Source organism: Streptomyces sp. I05A-00742, from assembly GCF_013055795.1.
In the GTDB taxonomy this organism is placed as follows: Bacteria; Actinomycetota; Actinomycetes; order Streptomycetales; family Streptomycetaceae; genus Streptomyces.
In genome coordinates this window covers 56,111-74,913 of sequence record NZ_JABETO010000019.1, presented here as the reverse complement: position 1 = coordinate 74,913, position 18,803 = coordinate 56,111, and the positions used below count along the sequence as shown (strand labels likewise).

21 protein-coding genes are annotated in these 18,803 nt (G+C 72.1%); 8 read left to right on the top strand and 13 right to left on the bottom strand.

The window, feature by feature from the left end:
* Positions 1-33 precede the first annotated feature (33 nt).
* Positions 34-1,521 carry a hypothetical protein gene (locus HN013_RS19250; RefSeq protein ID WP_171167832.1) on the bottom strand — a complete coding sequence of 496 codons (1,488 nt, stop codon included), beginning with the start codon at positions 1,519-1,521 and terminating at the stop codon, positions 34-36.
* Between the two features lie 375 nt (positions 1,522-1,896).
* On the opposite strand from HN013_RS19250, the gene HN013_RS19245 reads away from it, so the two are divergent.
* Together HN013_RS19245 and dapA are read left to right on the top strand one after the other, a co-directional pair.
* Complete coding sequence (locus HN013_RS19245) at positions 1,897-3,804, top strand: endonuclease/exonuclease/phosphatase family protein (RefSeq protein WP_171167943.1); 1,908 nt, start codon at positions 1,897-1,899, stop codon at positions 3,802-3,804.
* A gap of 131 nt (positions 3,805-3,935) precedes the next feature.
* Positions 3,936-4,823 carry a 4-hydroxy-tetrahydrodipicolinate synthase gene (gene dapA, locus HN013_RS19240; protein ID WP_171167830.1) on the top strand — a complete coding sequence of 296 codons (888 nt, stop codon included), beginning with the start codon at positions 3,936-3,938 and terminating at the stop codon, positions 4,821-4,823.
* Positions 4,824-4,854: 31 nt separating this feature from the next.
* Here the strand turns inward: dapA and HN013_RS19235 are convergent, their stop codons facing one another.
* The 5 genes from HN013_RS19235 to HN013_RS19215 form a co-directional block, all read right to left on the bottom strand.
* Positions 4,855-5,520 (bottom strand): hypothetical protein, encoded by a 666-nt coding sequence (locus tag HN013_RS19235; protein WP_171167828.1) that lies wholly within the window; start codon positions 5,518-5,520, stop codon positions 4,855-4,857.
* On the bottom strand, positions 5,517-5,702 hold the full coding sequence (locus tag HN013_RS19230; protein ID WP_171167826.1) for a hypothetical protein: 186 nt from the start codon (positions 5,700-5,702) through the stop codon (positions 5,517-5,519). Before HN013_RS19230 ends, HN013_RS19235 begins: the two co-directional genes overlap by 4 nt.
* A 128-nt stretch (positions 5,703-5,830) precedes the next feature.
* Positions 5,831-6,859 carry a 2,3,4,5-tetrahydropyridine-2,6-dicarboxylate N-succinyltransferase gene (gene dapD, locus HN013_RS19225; protein WP_171167824.1) on the bottom strand — a complete coding sequence of 343 codons (1,029 nt, stop codon included), beginning with the start codon at positions 6,857-6,859 and terminating at the stop codon, positions 5,831-5,833.
* A gap of 28 nt (positions 6,860-6,887) precedes the next feature.
* The gene (locus HN013_RS19220; RefSeq protein WP_171167822.1) at positions 6,888-7,481 is read right to left on the bottom strand and encodes a TetR/AcrR family transcriptional regulator; all 594 of its coding nucleotides are present in this window, start codon (positions 7,479-7,481) and stop codon (positions 6,888-6,890) included.
* The gene (locus HN013_RS19215) at positions 7,481-7,804 is read right to left on the bottom strand and encodes a multidrug efflux SMR transporter (RefSeq protein ID WP_171167820.1); all 324 of its coding nucleotides are present in this window, start codon (positions 7,802-7,804) and stop codon (positions 7,481-7,483) included. Before HN013_RS19215 ends, HN013_RS19220 begins: the two co-directional genes overlap by 1 nt.
* Positions 7,805-7,918: 114 nt before the next feature.
* Between HN013_RS19215 and HN013_RS19210 the strand changes: the two genes are divergently transcribed.
* The 4 genes from HN013_RS19210 to HN013_RS19195 are packed head-to-tail and all read left to right on the top strand — an operon-like array spanning position 7,919 to position 11,977.
* On the top strand, positions 7,919-9,139 hold the full coding sequence (locus HN013_RS19210) for a S8 family peptidase (protein WP_171167818.1): 1,221 nt from the start codon (positions 7,919-7,921) through the stop codon (positions 9,137-9,139).
* A gap of 59 nt (positions 9,140-9,198) precedes the next feature.
* On the top strand, positions 9,199-9,843 hold the full coding sequence (locus tag HN013_RS19205) for a TetR/AcrR family transcriptional regulator (protein WP_171167816.1): 645 nt from the start codon (positions 9,199-9,201) through the stop codon (positions 9,841-9,843).
* Positions 9,840-10,514: a VC0807 family protein gene (locus HN013_RS19200; protein ID WP_171167814.1), complete on the top strand. Its 675-nt coding sequence runs from the start codon at positions 9,840-9,842 to the stop codon at positions 10,512-10,514. Before HN013_RS19205 ends, HN013_RS19200 begins: the two co-directional genes overlap by 4 nt.
* A 29-nt stretch (positions 10,515-10,543) precedes the next feature.
* A complete protein-coding gene (locus HN013_RS19195; protein WP_171167812.1) occupies positions 10,544-11,977 on the top strand; it encodes an FAD-dependent monooxygenase in 1,434 nt (477 codons plus the stop codon).
* A gap of 13 nt (positions 11,978-11,990) precedes the next feature.
* On the opposite strand, the gene HN013_RS19190 is transcribed toward HN013_RS19195, so the two are convergent.
* Positions 11,991-12,299, bottom strand: a complete 309-nt coding sequence (locus tag HN013_RS19190) for a hypothetical protein (RefSeq protein WP_171167810.1) — start codon at positions 12,297-12,299, stop codon at positions 11,991-11,993.
* Between the two features lie 412 nt (positions 12,300-12,711).
* On the opposite strand from HN013_RS19190, the gene HN013_RS19185 reads away from it, so the two are divergent.
* Positions 12,712-13,143 (top strand): hypothetical protein, encoded by a 432-nt coding sequence (locus tag HN013_RS19185; protein WP_171167808.1) that lies wholly within the window; start codon positions 12,712-12,714, stop codon positions 13,141-13,143.
* Positions 13,144-13,255: 112 nt separating this feature from the next.
* A complete protein-coding gene (locus HN013_RS19180; protein WP_249375156.1) occupies positions 13,256-14,323 on the top strand; it encodes an agmatine/peptidylarginine deiminase in 1,068 nt (355 codons plus the stop codon).
* Positions 14,324-14,372: 49 nt separating this feature from the next.
* On the opposite strand, the gene HN013_RS19175 is transcribed toward HN013_RS19180, so the two are convergent.
* Genes HN013_RS19175 through sufD form a run of 6 tightly spaced genes read right to left on the bottom strand, consistent with a single transcriptional unit; the run spans position 14,373 to position 18,747 of the window.
* A complete protein-coding gene (locus HN013_RS19175; protein ID WP_171167804.1) occupies positions 14,373-14,705 on the bottom strand; it encodes a metal-sulfur cluster assembly factor in 333 nt (110 codons plus the stop codon).
* The gene (gene sufU, locus HN013_RS19170; protein WP_171167802.1) at positions 14,702-15,181 is read right to left on the bottom strand and encodes a Fe-S cluster assembly sulfur transfer protein SufU; all 480 of its coding nucleotides are present in this window, start codon (positions 15,179-15,181) and stop codon (positions 14,702-14,704) included. The genes HN013_RS19175 and sufU overlap by 4 nt, the downstream gene beginning before the upstream one ends.
* A gap of 21 nt (positions 15,182-15,202) precedes the next feature.
* On the bottom strand, positions 15,203-16,459 hold the full coding sequence (locus HN013_RS19165) for a cysteine desulfurase (protein WP_171167799.1): 1,257 nt from the start codon (positions 16,457-16,459) through the stop codon (positions 15,203-15,205).
* Positions 16,456-17,223 (bottom strand): Fe-S cluster assembly ATPase SufC, encoded by a 768-nt coding sequence (gene sufC, locus HN013_RS19160; RefSeq protein ID WP_171167797.1) that lies wholly within the window; start codon positions 17,221-17,223, stop codon positions 16,456-16,458. The genes HN013_RS19165 and sufC overlap by 4 nt, the downstream gene beginning before the upstream one ends.
* 7 nt (positions 17,224-17,230) lie before the next feature.
* Positions 17,231-17,560 (bottom strand): non-heme iron oxygenase ferredoxin subunit, encoded by a 330-nt coding sequence (locus tag HN013_RS19155; RefSeq protein ID WP_171167795.1) that lies wholly within the window; start codon positions 17,558-17,560, stop codon positions 17,231-17,233.
* Positions 17,557-18,747, bottom strand: coding sequence for a Fe-S cluster assembly protein SufD (gene sufD, locus HN013_RS19150; protein WP_171167793.1), 1,191 nt, complete (start codon positions 18,745-18,747; stop codon positions 17,557-17,559). The genes HN013_RS19155 and sufD overlap by 4 nt, the downstream gene beginning before the upstream one ends.
* Positions 18,748-18,803: the final 56 nt, after the last annotated feature.

Sequence of the window (18,803 nt, the reverse complement as noted above, 5' to 3'; positions counted from 1 at the left end):
CGGCGATTGAGGACAACGGCGCGCAGCGCGGTTTCACCCCCGCGACCGCGCCTTGAACGCCGCCTTCCGAGCCGCCTTGGCAACCTTCTTATCGGGGTGCAACCGCCCCATCGCCTCCAGCACATCCCCCGTCGACGGATGATCGACTCGCCACACCGAGTCGAAGAACCCACTGTGCTGCCCCACCAGCCCCTGCACCAGCTCCCGCAGCTCCTCCGAATCCCCCTCCGTCGCGAGCTGCGCGGCAATCGTGTCGACGGTGAGCCAGAAGACCATCGCCTCCCCCGGCTCCGGAATGTCGGAGGCGCCGCGCTCGGCGAGCCAGACCCGGGCGAGCCCGCCGAGCTGCCCGTCGTCGAGGACCTCGCGGAGGGCGGGCTCGGCGGCGGCGGGGACGAGGGAGAGGGCCTGCTGGCAGGCGAGGCGGCGGAGGGGGGCGGACTCGTCGTCGCCGCGGGCGGCGGCGAGGAGTTCGCGGGCGGCGGTGGGGGCGTCGCGGCGGGCGAGCCAGAGTTCGGCCTCGGCGCGGGCGGCGGAGGTGGGGTGGCCGGGGAGGGCGGTGAGGAGGGCGGCGGCGTCCTTCTCGGCCAGGTCGCCGACGGCGGGGGCGTCGACGCCGGCCTCCAGCATGCGGGTGCGGACGGCGAAGAGGCCGAGGGGGGTGAGGGCGACCATGCCGTAGCGGGTGACGTCCTCCTCCTCGGGGGCGTCGGAGGCCACGCCGTCCACCGATTCGCGGATGTGGCCCTCGCCGTCGACCTCCTCGATCAGGGCCTCGTCGACGGGCTGGTAGTCCACCAGGCCGGTCGGGGCGAGCAGCCGGAACTGGTCGTCCAGGCGCATCATCGCGTCGGAGACCTCTTCGAGGATGTCGTCGGTGGGCTCGTCCATGTCGTCGGGGACGATCATGGAGGCGGCGAGCGCCGGCAGCGGGACGGGCCGCTCGGCGGCGCCCTCGTCCAGCGCGGTCAGCAGGTAGAGGTTGCCGAGGACGCCGTCGAGGAAGTCCGCCTCCTCCTCGGGGTTCCAGTCGACGGCGTCGAGGTCGAGGTCGCCGCCCTCGGAGATCTGGTCGACGATGTCGGCGAGGTCGGGGGCCGCCGCGTCGGCCATGACCGTCTCCAGGCCGCCGAGCCACAGGTCGAGGACGTCCTGCGGGCTGCCCGAGGTGAGCGTGGTCAGCTCCTCGCCCGCGACGGCGGTGCCGCTGGGCTCGTCCGACGTCAGGGTGTCGGCGTCCTCCCGCTCGGTGAACTCCACCAGGCCCGTGTCCAGCGCGAGCTGCCACGCCTCGGCGGTGTGTGCGGGGCCGTCCTCGTCGCCCTCCAGCCCGAGCAGTCCGGTCGCGGTGCGCAGCTGTTCGGCGAGCAGTTCGCCGCCCGCGCCGACCGGGGTGCCCTCGCCGGCCCAGCGGGCCAGTCGGGCGGCGCGGGCGAACAGCGGCGCGGAGAGCGCGTCGCGCGCGAGCTCCGCGTCGGAGTGGAGCCGCACCGGCGGCATGGTCGGGCGGTCTGCGGGCATCAGGGGGGTCATCTCCTCGGGGTGACGGCACGGGGCGTGCCGGGGTGCGGGCGTGACGAAGGTCATGATCGAAGTTGGCGTGGCCCCGGCCACTTCCCACGGGCGGCGAGCGCACAGGGGTCGCCGACGGCGCACGTACCGCCCCAGCGTAGACGGCTTTCCCCACCCGTCGCCCGGTTCACCGACCCGTAGGGGGCCGTACACCCGCACGACCTTGACAACTGACGTGTTCACGCAAGAAATTGACGCGCGTAGAAGTGGGTCCGCGCGTCCCGGCGGACCACCGGCACCACTCCCACCCCTCACATCCGTCCTCCGGAGGCTTCCGTGCCCAGCAGTCGGCGCCGTAACAGCCGTATCGGCCGTACCAGTCGCATCAGCCGTCCCAGCCGTCCCAGCCGTCCCAGCCGCAGAACCGTCACCACCGGCACCCTCATCACCGCGGCACTCGCGGCCGGCCTGCTCACCGCCCCCACCGCGGACGCGACCGGCACCAGCGGCACCAGCGGCGCCACCGGCACCCGTATCCACGACATCCAGGGCACCACCCGCCTCTCCCCCCTCGCGGGGAAGCAGGTGTCCGAGGTGCCGGGCGTCGTCACGGCGATACGTTCCTTCGGCTCCGCCCGCGGCTTCTGGTTCCAAGACCCGCGGCCCGACGGCGACGACGCCACCAGCGAGGCGGTCTTCGTCTACACGGGCCCGACGACCCCATCCGTCACCGTCGGCGACGCGGTGCTCGTCTCGGGCACGGTCACCGAGTACTACCCGGGCGGCGAGTCCGCCGGACTCCAGTCGGTCACCGAGCTCACCAAGGCCACCTGGACCGTCGCCTCCTCCGGCAACGCCCTGCCCGCCGCCTTCACCCTCAACGCAAAGACGCTGCCCGAGAGTTACGCGCCGTCGAACCGCGGCGGCTCGATCGAGAAGCTGCCGCTGCGCCCCGGCCGCTACGCGCTCGACCGCTTCGAGTCACTGGAGGGCATGCGGGTCGCGGTCCGCGACGCCCCGGTCACCGGCGCCACGAGCAGCCACAAGGACCTCTGGGTCACCGCCGACCCCCGCCACCACCGCACCGCGCGCGGTGGGGTGCTCTACGGCTCGTACGCCGACCCCAACGCGGGCCGGGTGAAGGTCACCTCACTGCTCCCCTTCGCGCAGCGGCCGTTCCCGGTCGCGAACGTGGGCGACCAGCTGACCGGCGTCACGGCGGGGCCGCTGGACTACGACAACTACGGCGGCTACGCGCTCCAGGCCACCGAGCTCGGCACGCTCGCCGACCGGGGGCTCAAGCGTGAGACCACCCGCAAGCAGCGGACCGGCGAGCTCGCCGTCGCCACGTACAACGTCGAGAACCTCGCGCCCCAGAACCCGCAGACGAAGTTCGACCGGCTGGCCTCGGCCCTGGTGACCAACCTCGCCTCGCCCGACATCGTCGCCCTGGAGGAGGTCCAGGACGACAGCGGCGCCAAGAACGACGGGACCGTCGGCGCCGGGGCGACACTGAAGAAGCTCACCGACGCCGTCGCGAAGGCGGGCGGGCCGCGGTACGAGTGGCGGCAGATCGACCCGGTGGACGGCAAGGACGGCGGCCAGCCCGGCGGCAACATACGGACCGCCTTCCTCTTCAACCCGGCGCGCGTGAGCTTCACGGACGCGAAGGGCGGCGACTCCACCACCGCGGTGAAGGTCGTCCGCGACCACGGCAGGGCCGCACTGTCCGCCTCGCCCGGCCGCGTCGACCCGGCGAACGAGGCGTGGGAGAACAGCCGCAAGCCGCTGGCCGGCCAGTTCACCTTCCGCGGCGAGCGGGTCTTCGTCATCGCCAACCACTTCAACTCCAAGGGCGGCGACCAGGGCCTCGACAGCCGCTTCCAGCCGCCCGCCCGCACCTCCGAGGTCCAGCGCGGCAAGCAGTCCAAGGCCGTCAACACCTTTGTGAAGCAGCTCCTCGCCGCGGACCGCAAGGCCAAGGTGATCGTCGCGGGCGACCTCAACGACTACCAGTTCTCCCCCGCGCTCACCACGCTCACCTCCGGCGGGGTGCTGACCGACCTGGTCGGCCTGCTGCCCGCGAAGGAGCGGTACGGCTACGTCTACCAGGGCAACTCCCAGGTGCTGGACCACATCCTGACCAGCCCCGCCATGAACGGGAGGAACGGCGCACGCGGCAAGGCCGGCAAGAGCGGCAAGCGCACGGACTACGACATCGTCCACATCAACGCGGAGTTCGCCGACCAGGCGAGCGACCACGACCCGCAGGTGCTGCGCTGGACGCCGTAACACCCTTTGAGCAGGGATCCCTTTAGCAGCGCTGAATTGTCGGCGTAGAACGAGTCAATGGACCTGTACGGTCGAAGGAGCCCAGAATCGGACCGAGTTACCGAGTTCTCCCGATTCCGGAGTGTGACGCCATGCCGCCCACCAGCCCCTTCGGCCGTACCGTCTGCGCGATGGTGACCCCCTTCACCCCCGACGGCCAACTCGACCTCGACGGCGCGCAGCGCCTGGCCGACCACCTCGTCGGCGCGGGCGGCTGCGACGGGCTGGTGCTCAGCGGGACCACCGGGGAGTCGCCGACCACCACCGGCGCCGAGAAGGAAGCGCTCGTCAGGGCCGTCACCGAGGCCGTCGGCAGCCGGGCCCGGATCACGGCGGGCGTCGGCTCCAACGACACCCGGCACACCGTCGAACTCGCCCGCGCCGCCGAGGCGGCCGGGGCGGACGGGGTCCTGGTGGTGACGCCGTACTACAGCCGCCCGCCGCAGGACGCCGTCGAGGAGCACTTCCGGACGGTGGCCGACGCGGTCGGGGTGCCGGTGATGCTCTACGACATCCCCGCGCGCACCGGCACCCGCATCGAGGCCGAGACCATGCTGCGGCTGGCCGAACACCCGCGTATCGAGGGCGTGAAGGACTGCTCCTACGACCTGCTGGGCAGCGCCAAGGTCATCGCGAGGACCGGACTCGCCTACTACTCGGGCAGCGAGGAACTCAACCTCCCGCTGCGCTCCGTGGGCGCGGTGGGGTACGTCAGCACGGTCGCGAACGTGGCGGGCCCGCTGCTGGCCGCCGCGCTGGACGCGTTCGAGGCGGGCGCGCACGAGGAGGCGGCCCGGCGGCACCGGCGGGCCCTGCCGCTGATCGAGCTGATGATGGCCGACGGGCTGCCGGGAACGGTGACGGCCAAGGCGCTGCTGGGGGCGCTGGGACTGCCGGGCGGACCGGTGCGGGCGCCGCTGCGGGCGGCGGATGCCGAGCGGACCGAGCGATTGCTCAAGGCCTTCCGGGCGACACAGTAGCTCCCGCCCGGCGCGGCCGGCCGGGGGCGCCTCATACCCCGGACCGGCCGCCGAGCTTCGCCAACTGCCCCTGGAACCAGTCCAGTCGCGCCTGCAACAGCGCCGCCTCCGCGAACAGCTCCGGAACGGACGCGTCGGCAGCCTCTTCATACGGCCCGGCCGCGTCCTCCGCGACGATCGTGACGCCCTCGCCCGCCAGCCGCGCGAACTCCGCGAGCGACACCCCCGCGCGGACCGGCCCGCACCCGCCGCAGTCCGCCGCGACCACCCGCCACCCCGGCAGCCCCCAGTCCGCGTCCGTGAACCGCGTCGCGGTCCGCCCGCAGGCGCACGGCCCCACCCGGACGGCACGCACCCGCTGGCGGCCGTAGCGCATCCCGCGCTCGTAGCGGATGTACGGGCCGAGGACGCTCACCTCCAGGACGACCGCCCGGCGGTGCTGCCCGGCGCAGGTGAGGCCCAGCGCCGCCTCGGCCGAGTGGAGGCAGTGGAAACCGCAGTCGCAGCGGCGGGCCGGGGCGCGGTGCCGCCGCCCGTAGACGCAGTGCGCGTCGTCCAGGACGCCGTAGGGGGCGCCGCCGCCCAGGGAGACGCCGGTGAAGCCGGCCCGGGCGCCGTCCCGGGAGAGCACCGGGTAGGCGATCTTGTAGCCGGTGGGCGGCTCGGCGGGGCGCTCCTGGGGGAGCCGCAGCCTCATCGCCCGGCCGGGACGGCTTCTTCGGGCACCCGGTCGGGGGCGACGGCGAAGCTCTCGGCCTCTGCCGTCCCCGTCGTCCGCGCCGTCCCCGTCGTCCGCGCCGTCCCCGTCGTCCCCACAGTCTCTTCGGCCTCTTGGGGCTCCTCGGCGAAGCCGACGGCCAGTGGTTTGCCGAGCTTCATGACGCCTCCCGTGGGTCGGCGGGACTTCCCGTGGACCGGACGGCTCCCATGGTGGCGCAGCCGCTCCGGGACACGCCAGAGCGGCCGCACCGCGGAAATCCGCCGTACGGCCGCTTGTGCGAGGTGCGTCAGTTGTGGCTGTGCAGGGCCTCGTTGAGCCCGCCCCAGGTGCTCTTGTACGGGCGGGCCTCGACGGCACCCGTGGTGGAGTTGCGGCGGAAGAGGATGTTGTTGGCGCCGGAGAGCTCCAGCGCCTTGACGATCTCGCCGTCCGGCAGGGTGACCCGGGTGCCGGCGGTCACATAGAGGCCGGCCTCGACCACGCACTCGTCGCCGAGCGCGATGCCGATGCCGGACTCGGCGCCCAGCAGGCAGTTCTTGCCGACGGAGATGATCTGCTTGCCGCCGCCGGAGAGGGTGCCCATGGTGGAGGCGCCGCCGCCGATGTCGCTGCCGTCGCCGACGACGACGCCCGCGCTGATGCGGCCCTCGACCATGGAGGTGCCCAGCGTGCCCGCGTTGAAGTTGACGAAGCCCTCGTGCATGACGGTCGTGCCGCGGCCGAGGTGGGCGCCGAGGCGGACGCGGTCGGCGTCGCCGATGCGGACGCCGGACGGGACGACGTAGTCGGTCATGCGCGGGAACTTGTCGATGCTGGTGACCTGGAGGTGCAGGCCCTCCGCGCGGGCGTTCAGGCGCACGGTCTCGACCTGGTCGACGGCGACCGGGCCGAGCGAGGTCCAGGCGACGTTGGCCAGCAGGCCGAACACACCGTCGAGGTTGGCGCCGTGCGGCTGGACCAGCCGGGACGACAGCAGGTGCAGCCGGAGGTAGGCGTCGTGCGCGTCGAGCGGCTTCTCGTCGAGCGAGGCGATGACCGTGCGGACCGCGACGACCGTGACGCCGCGGCGGGCGTCCGGGCCGACCGCCGCGAGGGCGGACTCGCCCAGCAGCTCGGCGGCGAGCTCGGCGGTCAGCTCCTCGGTGCCGGACGGGCCGGGCGCGTCGGCCAGCGCGGGGGCCGGGAACCAGGTGTCGAGGACGGTGCCGTCGGCGGCGATCGTGGCGAGGCCGGCGGCGACGGCACCGGGGACGGGGGTACCCCCTGCCCGAGCGGAGTCGAGAGCCTGGGGGAGGGGGACAGCAGCATCGGTCATGTCCGAAAACCTAACCGGAGGGGCCCGCTCAAGGCGAACCGGAGTCCCGGGTGCCGTCTCCCGGGCCGCCCGGCGGACGCCCGCACCCGGCGAGCCGCGCCACCGCGTCCCGCACCTCGGCCCGGTCGAAGGGCCTGCCGCTCACCAGATGCTGCAGCAGCAGCCCGTCGAGCAGGGCGACGAGGGCGCGGGCGGTGGCCTCGTCGGCCGTGCGCCGGTGGACGGTCCGCACCATCTCGGCGACGCACTCGGCGGCGACGGGGCGGACGGCCGGACGGCGCAGGGCGGCGGCGTAGAGCTCGTACTCCAGCTCCAGGCGCGAGCGGTCGCCGGCCAGGGCCTCCCCGACGAGATCCGCGACGGCGTCGGCGAGCGGTGCGTCCGGGGGCAGCTCCCGCTCCCACGCGGCCAGGCCGTCCAGCCACTCCCGCGCGGTGCTGCGCACCGCCTCCACCAGCAGGTCGTCGAGGGTCGCGAAGTGGTACGTCGTGGAGCCGAGCGGGACGTCCGCCTCGGCGGCGACCGCCCGGTGGCTGAGCGCCCCGAGGCCGCGCGCGGCGACGACGCGCACGGCGGCGGCCACGATGCGGTCGCGGCGCTCCGGGTCGTAGCGGCGGGGCATCAGTGGGACGCTCCCCCGAGGTTGAGGACGACGACCCCCGCGATCACCAGGAGGATCCCGGCGATCCGGGCCGCGTTGGCGGCCTCCCCCAGGAAGAGCACGCCGATCACCGCGACCACGGCGGTGCCCGCGCCGGACCAGATGGCGTAGGCCGTGCCGACGTCCATCTCCTTGAGGGTCCGGGCGAGCAGGAGGAAGGCGAACAGGTACCCGGCGGCCGTCCCGAGCGACGGCCACAGCCTGCTGAAACCGTCGCTGAACTTCATGCACGTGGTGGCGGCGATCTCGGAGGCGATCGCGCCGGCCAGGGTCAGGTACACCATGCGTACGATCGTACACAACGTTGCGTACAACCGTACGCAACGCCGTGGCCGGCGCCTCCGCCACTCGGCCCAGCCCGGATCGCGGACGGCCACCCAGCCCTCTATCCAGGGGGCATGAGACCGCCGAGCCCCCGCCTGCCGCTCCTCGTCCTGCTGACGGCCCTCGCCCTCGCCGCCGCCCCGGCTCTCCCGGCCCCGGCGGATCCCCGCCCGGAGCCCAGGGCCCGCGCGCCGCTGCACCGGACGGCCGGGCAGGGGGTGGCCGGGCACTACATCGTCACGCTGCACAAGGGCGTCAGCCCGCGGGCGCTGACCACTCGGCTGGGTGTCACGCCGGACACCGTCTACCAGCACGCGCTGCTCGGATTCGCCGCCTCGCTCACCCCCGCCCAGCTGGACGCCGTCCGCAAGGCCCCGGACGTGGAGTCCGTCGAGGAGGACGCGGTCCTCCGTCAGTCCTCCGACGCACCGGCGGCCCACGCGGGCGCGGCCGCCTCCTGGGGGCTGGACCGCGTCGACCAGCGGAAGCTGCCCCTGGACGGGCAGTTCGCCGCCGCCGGCACCGGCGAGGGCGTCACGGCGTACGTCGTGGACACCGGGATCGATTACACCCACCCCGAGTTCGGCGGCCGCGCCCGGAAGGGCGTCGACCTGGTCGACGCGGCCGGCGACGGCTCCGACTGCCTCTCCGGGTCCGGGCACGGCACCCACGTGGCCGGGATCATCGGCGGCGGGGAGCACGGCGTCGCCCGCAAGGTGTCCCTGGTCAGCGTGCGGGTGCTCGACTGCGACGGGACGACGTCCGCCTCGCGCTTCGTGGAGGGCCTGGACTGGGTCGCCCAGCACGCCGGGCCCGCCTCCGTGCTCAACGCCTCCCTCAACGGCCCCTACTCGGCCGCCACCAACGCCTCGGTGGCCGCGGTCGCCGGCCGCGGCGTGCCGCCCGTCGTCTCCGCGGGCAACGCCCAGCCCTCCTCCGCGGCCACCGACGCCTGCGCCAACTCCCCCGGCAGCGCCCCGGGAGCGGTGGTCGTCGGGGCCACCGACCGGAACGACCGCATGACCTCCTTCAGCAACTGGGGCTCCTGCCTCCGGCTCCTCGCCCCCGGCCTCGACATCGTCTCCGCCCGCGCCGGCGGCGGCACCAGGACCATGAGCGGCACATCACAGGCGTCCCCCCACGTGGCGGGCGTGACCGCGCTCTACAAGGCGGCGCACCCGGACGCGACCGTCCAGACGGTGGCCGACTGGCTCGACGCCCAGGCCACCCGGGGCGCGATGAGCGGCCTCCGGGACCGGACGCCGGACCGGCTGCTGTTCATGGGAAGCCCGTAGGGACTGCTTGACCAAGCCATTACTTGCTCGCCCGAGCAAAATGCCCGTACCTTTTGCTCATGCGAGCAAAAAGCAGCGAACCCAAGCAAGGTACGCCCCCCGCCGCCGACCGGACGTTCATCGAGGCGGCCAGAAGGGCGCAGATCGTCGACGCCGCGATCGAGGTCATCGCGGAGGTGGGCTACGCGAAGGCGTCCTTCACCAAGATCGCGCGGCAGGCCGGGCTGAGCAGCACCGGGATGATCTCGTACCACTTCGCCGGCAAGGACGACCTCATGCGGGAGGTCGTGGCCGAGGTGATGCGGGTCGCCGACGCCTACATGCGGCCCAGGATCGAGGCCCACTCGACCGCTTCCGGGCGGCTCCGCGCCCACATCGAGTCCAACTTCGAGCTGCTGGACGCCTACCCCAGGCACCTGCCCGCCATGGTGGAGGTGCTCACCGGGATCCGGGGCGGGAGCCCGTCGGCGCGGGAGTTCACCGCGGCCATGGACGAGATGACGAACACCCTGGTCGACGCCGTACGCAGGGCCCAGGAAGCCGGTGAATTCGGGGAGTTCGACCCGGTGACCATGGTGCTCGCGCTCCGCGGGTCCATCGACTCGCTGGTGACGAGGGCCGCCCGGGACCCCGGCTTCGACGCCGCCGCCCACGGCCGTGAACTCGCCGACCTCTTCGACCGCGCGACCAGGAGGACCCCGTGAGCACCGGGCCCATGACCGCCACCGCCCCGCCGACACCCACCGAGCGGCGGAGGACCGCCGCCCTGCGCAAACACCTCGTCCTCCAGCTCCTCTTCGAACTCGCCCTCCCCCTCGGCGCCTTCTACGGCCTCCAGGCGGCCGGTACCAGTCAGTGGGCCGCGCTGACCGTGGGCAGCCTGCTCGCCGTGCCCTGGCTCGTCCACGGCATGATCCGGCGCCGCCACGTCGACGCGCTGGGGCTGTTCACCCTCTGCCTGATGCTCGTCGGGGCTCTGATGTCCCTGGTCACCGGCGACCCGCGCGTCCTGCTGGTGCGCGACAGCTGGCTCTTCGGCCTCATCGGCCTCTGGATCCTCGGCACCCTGCCGACCCGCCGCCCCTTCTTCATGTTCATGGCCCGGACGGTCGTCACGGCCAAGCTGGGCGAGACCGGCTGGCGCGCCTGGGCCTCCCGCTGGGACACCGAGCCCGCCTTCCGCCGCCGCGCACGGGTGCTCACCGCCGTCTGGGGCGCGGTCTTCACCCTCGACGCCGCGGTCCGGGTGATCCTGGCCCTGACACTGCCGGTCGGTTCCGTGCCCCTGGTGAGCACGCTGCAGTGGCTGGCCGTCCTCACCGGTCTGCTCCTCTTCCACAAGAGCTACGTCACCCGGCACGGGCTGAAGGCCTGAGCAAGCCTCAGGAGGAGAGGAATCCGGTCATGAACCCTGACGTGATCGTCGTAGGAGCCGGCCCCACCGGCCTCATGCTCGCCAACGAACTCGGCCTCGCGGGCATCCGCACCGTCGTCCTGGAACGGACCCTCGAACGCAGCGGCCAGTCCCGCGCACTCAACCTCCAGCCGCGCACCGCCGAAGTCCTGGACCTCCGCGGCTGGTTGGTGCCGATAGCCCAGCAGGCCCTCGCCTCCCTGCCGCACGGGCACTTCGCCGGCATCCCGCTGGACTACTCGCTCTTCGACACCCGCTTCCCTTACCAGGTCGGCATACCGCAGGCCCGCGTCGAGCGGTTCCTGGAGGACCACCTCGCCGCGTACGGCGTCCCCGTCCTGCGCGGCCGTGAACTCACCGGCCTCGCCCAGGACGCGGACGGGGTCACCGCCACCGTCACCGGCCCGGACGGCACCACCACGCTGCGCGCCGCCTACCTGGTGGGCGCGGACGGCGGGCGCAGCCGGGTGCGCAAGGAACTCGGTGTCGGGTTCCCCGGCCGCGACGGCCGGTTCTCCATGGTCGTCGCCGACATCGTGCTGGAACCCGACCCCGCGCTGCCCACCGAGTGGCGCCTCCCCTCGTTCGATCCCCTGGAGGGACCGGCGGCACGCCTGACGTGGCTCGGCGACGGCGTTCACCGCTTCCTGTTCACGAGCCAGGACCAGACCGTTGGCCGCGCCGCCCCGGTCACCGCCGAAGAGGTCCGTACCGCCCTCTCCAGCGGCCCCGGCCCCCACTTCCGGCTCCGCGAGGTTCGCCTGGCCTCCCGCTTCACCGACGCGTCCCGCCAGGCGGCGCAGTACGTCAACGGCCGGGTGTTACTGGCCGGCGACGCCGCCCACATCCACCTCCCGGCGGGCGGCCAGGGCCTCAACCTCGGTGTGCAGGACGCCTTCAACCTGGGCTGGAAGCTCGCCGCCACCCTCCACGGCTGGGCACCTCCCGGCCTCCTCGCCACCTACCACGACGAACGCCACCCCGTCGGCGCGGCGGTCCTGGAGAACACCAGGGCCCAGGGCGTCCTGCTCAACCCCGACGACGACGCCCGCGCCCTGCGCTCCATCGTCGCCGGCCTCCTCTCCGAACCCACCGCCAACCGCCACATCACCGGCATGATCTCCGGCCTCGCCATCCGCTACCCCATGGCCCCCGGCACCCCCGCCCACCCCCTCCTCGGCGCCCGCCTCCCGGGCTTCGAACTCCCCACCGGGCGCGGCCTGTTCATCGCCCGCTCCCCCGACTCGCACCTCGACGCCCTCGTCGGGCGCTGGGCGGACCGCGTCGACCGGACCACTACTCCGTCGGATCCGGGCGCCGACACGGTCCTGCTCCGGCCGGACGGGTACGTGTGCTGGGCCGGCACGGCGTCGGGGGACGGCCTGGAGGCGGCGCTGGAACGGTGGTTCGGCGCCGGGGGGTGACCCCGGCGCCCGCTCACTCGCTCCGCCGCAGGACCACGTCCGGGCAGTTGTCCGGGTCCGTCTCCGTGAACAGCACCCGTTCGTCACCGTCCCGGCCGACCATGAGTTTTTCCAGCGGCTGACGCCCGAACGAATACGGCATGTCCCAGAAGTTCAGCGTCACCCATGCTCCGGCCTCGCCGCCGATCTCGTGCAGGCTCCACTCCCCCGTCTCGTCGAACGTCTTCTTCTTCCGGTAGGACGGGGAGTCCTCGTACGGCCAGTGCACAACGGAGAACGTCCCCTTGCCGTCGCCCGCGTCGTATCGAAGGCGCAACTTCATGCCGGACGGCCCTCTGTACTCCCCCGTCACCTCGGCTTCGGAAGCCCTGGCAACCGCCTGCGGGCACCCTCGCCCGTCCCACGTCAGCCATGCGAACCCGAGCAGACCGCCGAAGGCCATGACGGTGAGAGCCGCCCCGGTCATCAGGAACCGCGGCACGGAACCGAACAGAAAGCGGACACAGCGACGGAGCCGCCTGCTGTCACTCACCGCAGGAACCCCCTTCTCCGCAGCTCGTCGAGCATGAACGGCCGCCGAGACTACCGCGCACGCGCGTTCGCAGAAGCAGGGCCCCCTCCCGGAAGGGTCAACCCCTCGTGACGGAAAAGCACTCCTGCGACTACTGAGGCGCCCTACGCTCGGAAATCGCGAGCGAACAACCGTTCGCACCCGCAGGGGGGAGGAACCTCAGATGAAGACGTCCCCCACCGTCCGCCGCCTCGCCGGAACCGGAGCGGCCGTGCTGCTGCTGGGGGCCGGGGCGCTGGCCACCGCGCCGTCGGCCGCGGCGAAGAACTACTCGCTGGCGATCGACAAGGTGGCACTGAAGGCGCCGGGTGTGCTGGTGGACATCACGTACTCGTGTGACGAGGGGTCGGTGAACTGGGTGGTCGCCAACGCCGACGAGCTCCCCGATCAGGGGCACAACGAGACGAACGCGGCCGGCATCCTCAAGACGGACAAGCTCGTCTGCGACTACAACACCCACACGGCGCGGATGTACCTGACCACGGGCGGCGTCGGGGCGTTCGAGAAGGGCGACAAGGTGAAGGTGTCCCTGCACTACTTCGACCCGAACGACGGCTTCAGCGGCGTCCGCAAGGAGAAGACCGCGGTCCTGTAGGGCGGACGAGGGAGCGGGCCCGGCGCGGCGGTGCCGTACCGGGTCTGTCAACCACACTGGGGGCGAAGGGGTCATACAGCTCGAACCCAGTGAAAGGCCGACCATGCCCCACATGCCCGCCGAAACGCAGCCCCACGCCCGCACCTTCCTCGGCTGGCCGCCGCACGGGCCGGTCTGGGGGCCGTACACCGCCGCCGTGCGCGGGGATGTCGCCGCGATCGCACGGGTCGTGGCGGAGTACGAGCCGGTCGCGCTGCTCGCGTCGCCCGAGGACGCCGCCGGGGCGCGGGCGGCGTGCGGCGGGGCCGTCGAGATCGTGCGGATCCCCGTCGACGACCTGTGGCTGCGCGACTCGGGGCCGACGTTCGTCGTGCGGGACGACGGGCGCCCGGCCGGTGTCGACCTGCACTTCAACGGATGGGGGAACAAGCAGGCGCACCCCAGGGACGGGGTCCTCGCGGAGCTCCTGCTGGCGGCCCGGGGCGTCCCGCGGATCGACGCGCCGCTGACCGCCGAGGGCGGCGCGCTGGAGACGGACGGTGAGGGGACGCTGCTCGTCACGGAGAGCTCGCTGGTCAACGGCAACCGCAATCCGGGGCGTTCGCGGGAGGAGATCGAGCGGACGCTGAAGGACCTGCTGGGTGTCGGCAAGGTCATCTGGCTGGCGGGGGTCCGCGGCCGGGACATCACCGACTGCCACGTGGACGCCCTCGCCCGCTTCGCCTCCCCCGGCACGGTCGTGCTGAGCGCCCCGCCGCCGGGCGGCCGCCCGGACGACGTGTGGACGCGGGTGTACGCGCAGGCGCGCGAGGTCCTGAGCACCGCGACCGACGCCCGCGGACGCGCGCTGGAGGTCGTGGAGCTGCCCGAGCCGGACCCGGCGGAACTGGGCAGGCGCGGCGCGGATTTCCTCGGCTGCTACGTCAACTACTACGTGGCGAACGGCGTGGTCGTGGTGCCGCGCTTCGGCGACCGGCGGGCCGACGAGCGGGCGGTGTCGGTCCTGCGGGACCTGTACCCGGGGCGTGAGGTCCGGGCCGTGGAGATCCACGACCTCGCGGAGGGCGGCGGGGGCATCCACTGCGCCACACAGCAGCAGCCCGCCACCCCGGCGGTACCGGGGGACGGGCTGCTCGCGACGGCGGGTGCCGCGCTCAGACATCGAACGCTCAGACGCTGAATGCTCGGACGCTGAACACTCAGACGTTGAACGCTCAGACCATGAATGCTCAGACGTTGAAGCCGAGAGCGCGGAGCTGGTCCCGGCCCTCGTCCGTGATCTTGTCCGGGCCCCACGGCGGCATCCAGACCCAGTTGATCCGGAGCTCGTTGACGATGCCCTCGGTCGCGGACTTCGCCTGGTCCTCGATGACATCGGTCAGCGGGCAGGCCGCGGACGTCAGGGTCATGTCGAGGGTGGCGATGTTGGCGTCGTCGATGTGGATGCCGTAGATCAGGCCGAGGTTGACGACGTCGATGCCCAGCTCGGGGTCGACCACGTCGTACAGGGCCTCACGGACCTCTTCCTCCGTGGCCGGCTGGGTGGTCACTTCGTCGCTCATACGGACTTCCTCGTGCTCGCAGTGCTCTCGGGGTGCTCGCCCAGCGCCTGGGCCGTCGCGTCCTTCCAGGCCATCCAGCTCAGGAGAGCGCACTTCACCCGCGCGGGGTACTTGGAGACGCCGGCGAACGCGACCGCGTCCTCCAGCACCTCCTCCATGGCGTCGTCCGGCTCGACCTTGCCCTTGGACTGCATCAGCTCCAGGAAGGTCTCCTGGATCCGCCGGGCGTCACCGAGCTCCTTGCCGACCAGCAGGTCGTTGAGGACCGAGGCGCTGGCCTGGCTGATGGAGCAGCCCTGGCCCTCGTAGGAGACGTCCTCGATCGTCTCACCGGAGAGCCGGACGCGCAGGGTGATCTCGTCGCCGCACGTCGGATTGACGTGGTGCACCTCGGCGTCGCCGTCCCGCAAGCCCCTGCCGTGCGGGTGCTTGTAGTGGTCCAGGATGACGTCCTGGTACATCGAATCAAGCTTCACAATCCGCTGCCCATCTGCCCATCAGCCGAAGAAGTTCCGTACGTGCTCCAGGCCCTCGACCAGCGCGTCGACCTCGCCGGGGGTGGAGTACAGATAGAACGACGCCCGCGTGGTCGCCGGAATTCCGTACCGCAGGCAGACGGGCCGCGCGCAGTGGTGGCCGACCCGTACGGCGATGCCCTGCTCGTCGAGGACCTGGCCCACGTCGTGCGGGTGGATGTCACCGAGCGTGAAGGAGATCGCGGCGCCGCGGTCCTCGGCCGTGGTGGGGCCGATCAGCCGGAGGCCGGGGACCTCCTGGAGCCGCTGGATCGCGTACTGGGTGATCGCGTGCTCGTGCTGCGCGATCCGGTCCATGCCGATCGCCGACAGGTAGTCCACCGCCGCGCCGAGGCCGACGGCCTGGGCGATCGGGGGCGTACCGGCCTCGAACTTGTGCGGTGCCGGGGCGTACGTGGACGAGTGCATCGAGACGGTCTCGATCATCTCGCCGCCGCCGAGGAACGGCGGCAGGTCCTCCAGGAGCTCCTGGCGGCCCCAGAGCACGCCGATGCCGTCCGGGCCGCACATCTTGTGGCCGGTGAAGGCCACGAAGTCGGCCTGGAGCGACTGGACGTCCAGCGGCATGTGCGGCGCGGCCTGCGACGCGTCGACGACCACCAGCGCGCCGACCTCCTGGGCGCGGCGGACGATCGCCTCGACCGGGTTGACCGTGCCCAGGATGTTGGAGACCAGCACGAACGAGACGACCTTGGTCTTCTCGGTGATGATCTCGTCGATGTTGGAGAGGTCGAGACGGCCGTCGTCGGTCAGCCCGAACCACTTCAGCTTCGCTCCGGTGCGCTGGGCGAGCAGCTGCCACGGAACGATGTTGGAGTGGTGCTCCATCTCCGTGATGACGATCTCGGTGTCGTGGTCGACCCGGTAGGGCTCGTCGGCCCAGCCGAGCATGTTCGCCACGAGGTTGAGGGACTCGGAGGCGTTCTTGGTGAATATGACCTCGTCGCGGCTGGGCGCGTTGATGAACGCCGCGACCTTGTCGCGCGCGCCCTCGTACAGCGCGGTGGCCTCCTCGGCGAGGACGTGCACACCGCGGTGGACGTTGGCGTTGTGCCGCTCGTAGTACTCGTTGATCGCGTCGAGTACCTGGCGCGGCTTCTGGGAGGTCGCCGCGTTGTCCAGATAGACGAGCTTCTTCCCGTCGTGGACGATGCGGTCGAGGATGGGGAAATCCTTGCGGATCGCCTCGGTGTCCAGGAGCCCCGGAATCTTTGTCACGCGGTTGCGCCCCCCTTCGTCACATAGGCCTCGTAACCCTCGTTCTCCAGCTTGTCGGCGAGCTCGGCACCGCCGGACTCGGCGATACGGCCGTTGGCGAAGACGTGCACGAAGTCCGGCTTGATGTACCGCAGGATGCGGGTGTAGTGGGTGATCAGCAGGGTGCCGACCTCGCCGGTGTCGCGGACGCGGTTGACGCCCTCGGAGACGATGCGCAGGGCGTCGACGTCCAGGCCGGAGTCGGTCTCGTCGAGGATCGCGATCTTCGGCTTGAGGAGCTCCAGCTGGAGGATCTCGTGGCGCTTCTTCTCACCGCCGGAGAAGCCCTCGTTGACGTTGCGCTCGGCGAAGGCGGGGTCCATGTGAAGCCGCTCCATGGACTCCTTGACCTCCTTGACCCAGGTGCGCAGCTTGGGGGCCTCGCCGCGGATCGCGGTGGCGGAGGTGCGGAGGAAGTTGGAGACCGAGACGCCGGGCACCTCGACCGGGTACTGCATGGCGAGGAAGACGCCGGCGCGGGCGCGCTCGTCGACGGACATCTCCAGGACGTCCTCGCCGTCGAGGGTGACGGTGCCACCGGTGATCGTGTACTTGGGGTGACCCGCCAGCGAGTAGGCCAGGGTGGACTTGCCGGAGCCGTTGGGGCCCATGATGGCGTGGGTCTCGCCCTGCTTCACGGTCAGGTCGACGCCGCGCAGGATCTCCCGGGGACCGCCTTCGGCGTCGACGGAGACGTGCAGGTCGTGGATCTCAAGCGTTGCCATGGGGAACTCAGGACTCCTGGGTGATGGAAACGAGCACAGACGCGTCTGGGCCGTCTCCTTCGATCTTGACGGGGTAAACGGGGACCGGGCGGGTGGCCGGGAGGCCCGAGGGCTTTCCGGTGCGCAGGTCGAACGTGGAGCCGTGCAGCCAGCACTCGATGGCGCAGTCCTCCACCTCGCCCTCGGAGAGCGAGACGTTGGCGTGCGAGCAGATGTCGTGGATGGCGAAGACCTCGCCCTCGGTGCGGACGATCGACACGGGGGTGCCGTCGATCTCCACCCGCTTGGGGGTGTCCTCCTCCAGCTCGCCGAGTGCGGCCACGCGTACGTAGGTCATGCGACGGACGCTTCCAGCTCGGCCTCGATCTTCGCGATGAGGCGTTCCTCCAGCTCGGGGATGCCGATCTGCTGGACGAGCTCGGTGAAGAAGCCGCGGACGACCAGCCGGCGGGCCTCGTCGGCGGGGATGCCGCGGGCCATCAGGTAGAAGAGCTGCTCGTCGTCGAAGCGGCCGGTCGCGGAGGCGTGGCCGGCGCCGACGATCTCGCCGGTCTCGATCTCCAGGTTGGGGACCGAGTCGACGCGGGCCCCGTCGGTGAGGACGAGGTTGCGGTTGAGCTCGTAGGTGTCGGTGCCCTCCGCCGCGGCGCGGATGAGGACGTCGCCGATCCAGACGGCGTGCGCGTCCTTGCCCTGGAGCGCGCCCTTGAAGACCACGTTGCTGCGGCAGTGCGGCATGTCGTGGTCGACGAAGAGGCGGTGCTCCTGGTGCTGGCCGTTGTCGGTGAAGTACAGGCCGTAGAGCTCGGCCTCGCCGCCCGGGGCGCCGTAGACGACGCGCGGGTGGAGGCGGACCAGGTCGCCGCCGAAGGTGACGATCACGGACTTGAAGGTCGCGTCGCGGCCGACGAGGGCGGTGTGCTGCGCGGTGTGCACCGCGGTGTCGTCCCAGTCCTGGACGGAGACGACGGTGAGCTTGGCGCCGTCGCCGAGCAGGTACTCGACGTTGGCGGCGAGGGTCGCGTCACCGGTGTGGTCGATGACGACGACGGCCTCGGAGAAGGCGCCGATCTCGATCACCTGGTGGCCGAAGGCCACACCGCCCTGGCCCTGCACGGCGATGCGCACGGGCTCGGTGAGCACGGTGTCCTTGGGGATCGAGACGACCGAGGCCTTCTCGAAGGAGCTGTACGCCTGGGCGGCCACCCGGTCGACGGGCTTGCCGGCCTTGCCGATCCGGGAGTCGTCCCGGCCGACGGTCTCCACGGTGACGCCCTCGGGGGCGGTCACCTCGACCTTGACGCCGGCGCCGTCGGCGGCCTTCTCCAGGGCCGTGCCGTCGTGCAGGCCGCGGAGGCGCTCCAGCGGCGTGAACCGCCACTCCTCCTCGCGGCCGTGCGGCACGGGGAAGTCGGCGACGTCGTACGAGGCCGGGGCGCTGACCCGTGCGTCGATGGGCTGCTTGGCCCCGCCCACCTGGATGGCGCCGTCGGTCGTGCTGCCGGCGGGAGTGTTGTCAGCCATGGCTGTCGTGGTGCTCTCTTCCTGTCAAAAAGGGTCGCTGCGGTCGAAGGCGGCGG

Coding starts and splice junctions, on each gene's coding strand:
- HN013_RS19220 (WP_171167822.1), bottom strand. CDS start 7,481: ATGCCCCGCCGCTACGACCCGGAGCGCCGCGACCGCATCGTGGCCGCC.
- HN013_RS19250 (WP_171167832.1), bottom strand. CDS start 1,521: ATGCCCGCAGACCGCCCGACCATGCCGCCGGTGCGGCTCCACTCCGAC.
- HN013_RS19195 (WP_171167812.1), top strand. CDS start 10,544: ATGAACCCTGACGTGATCGTCGTAGGAGCCGGCCCCACCGGCCTCATG.
- HN013_RS19175 (WP_171167804.1), bottom strand. CDS start 14,705: ATGAGCGACGAAGTGACCACCCAGCCGGCCACGGAGGAAGAGGTCCGT.
- HN013_RS19215 (WP_171167820.1), bottom strand. CDS start 7,804: ATGGTGTACCTGACCCTGGCCGGCGCGATCGCCTCCGAGATCGCCGCC.
- HN013_RS19210 (WP_171167818.1), top strand. CDS start 7,919: ATGAGACCGCCGAGCCCCCGCCTGCCGCTCCTCGTCCTGCTGACGGCC.
- HN013_RS19190 (WP_171167810.1), bottom strand. CDS start 12,299: ATGAAGTTGCGCCTTCGATACGACGCGGGCGACGGCAAGGGGACGTTC.
- HN013_RS19180 (WP_249375156.1), top strand. CDS start 13,256: ATGCCCGCCGAAACGCAGCCCCACGCCCGCACCTTCCTCGGCTGGCCG.
- HN013_RS19155 (WP_171167795.1), bottom strand. CDS start 17,560: ATGACCTACGTACGCGTGGCCGCACTCGGCGAGCTGGAGGAGGACACC.
- HN013_RS19185 (WP_171167808.1), top strand. CDS start 12,712: ATGAAGACGTCCCCCACCGTCCGCCGCCTCGCCGGAACCGGAGCGGCC.
- HN013_RS19230 (WP_171167826.1), bottom strand. CDS start 5,702: ATGAAGCTCGGCAAACCACTGGCCGTCGGCTTCGCCGAGGAGCCCCAA.
- sufD (WP_171167793.1), bottom strand. CDS start 18,747: ATGGCTGACAACACTCCCGCCGGCAGCACGACCGACGGCGCCATCCAG.
- dapD (WP_171167824.1), bottom strand. CDS start 6,859: ATGACCGATGCTGCTGTCCCCCTCCCCCAGGCTCTCGACTCCGCTCGG.
- dapA (WP_171167830.1), top strand. CDS start 3,936: ATGCCGCCCACCAGCCCCTTCGGCCGTACCGTCTGCGCGATGGTGACC.
- HN013_RS19235 (WP_171167828.1), bottom strand. CDS start 5,520: ATGAGGCTGCGGCTCCCCCAGGAGCGCCCCGCCGAGCCGCCCACCGGC.
- sufC (WP_171167797.1), bottom strand. CDS start 17,223: ATGGCAACGCTTGAGATCCACGACCTGCACGTCTCCGTCGACGCCGAA.
- HN013_RS19205 (WP_171167816.1), top strand. CDS start 9,199: ATGCGAGCAAAAAGCAGCGAACCCAAGCAAGGTACGCCCCCCGCCGCC.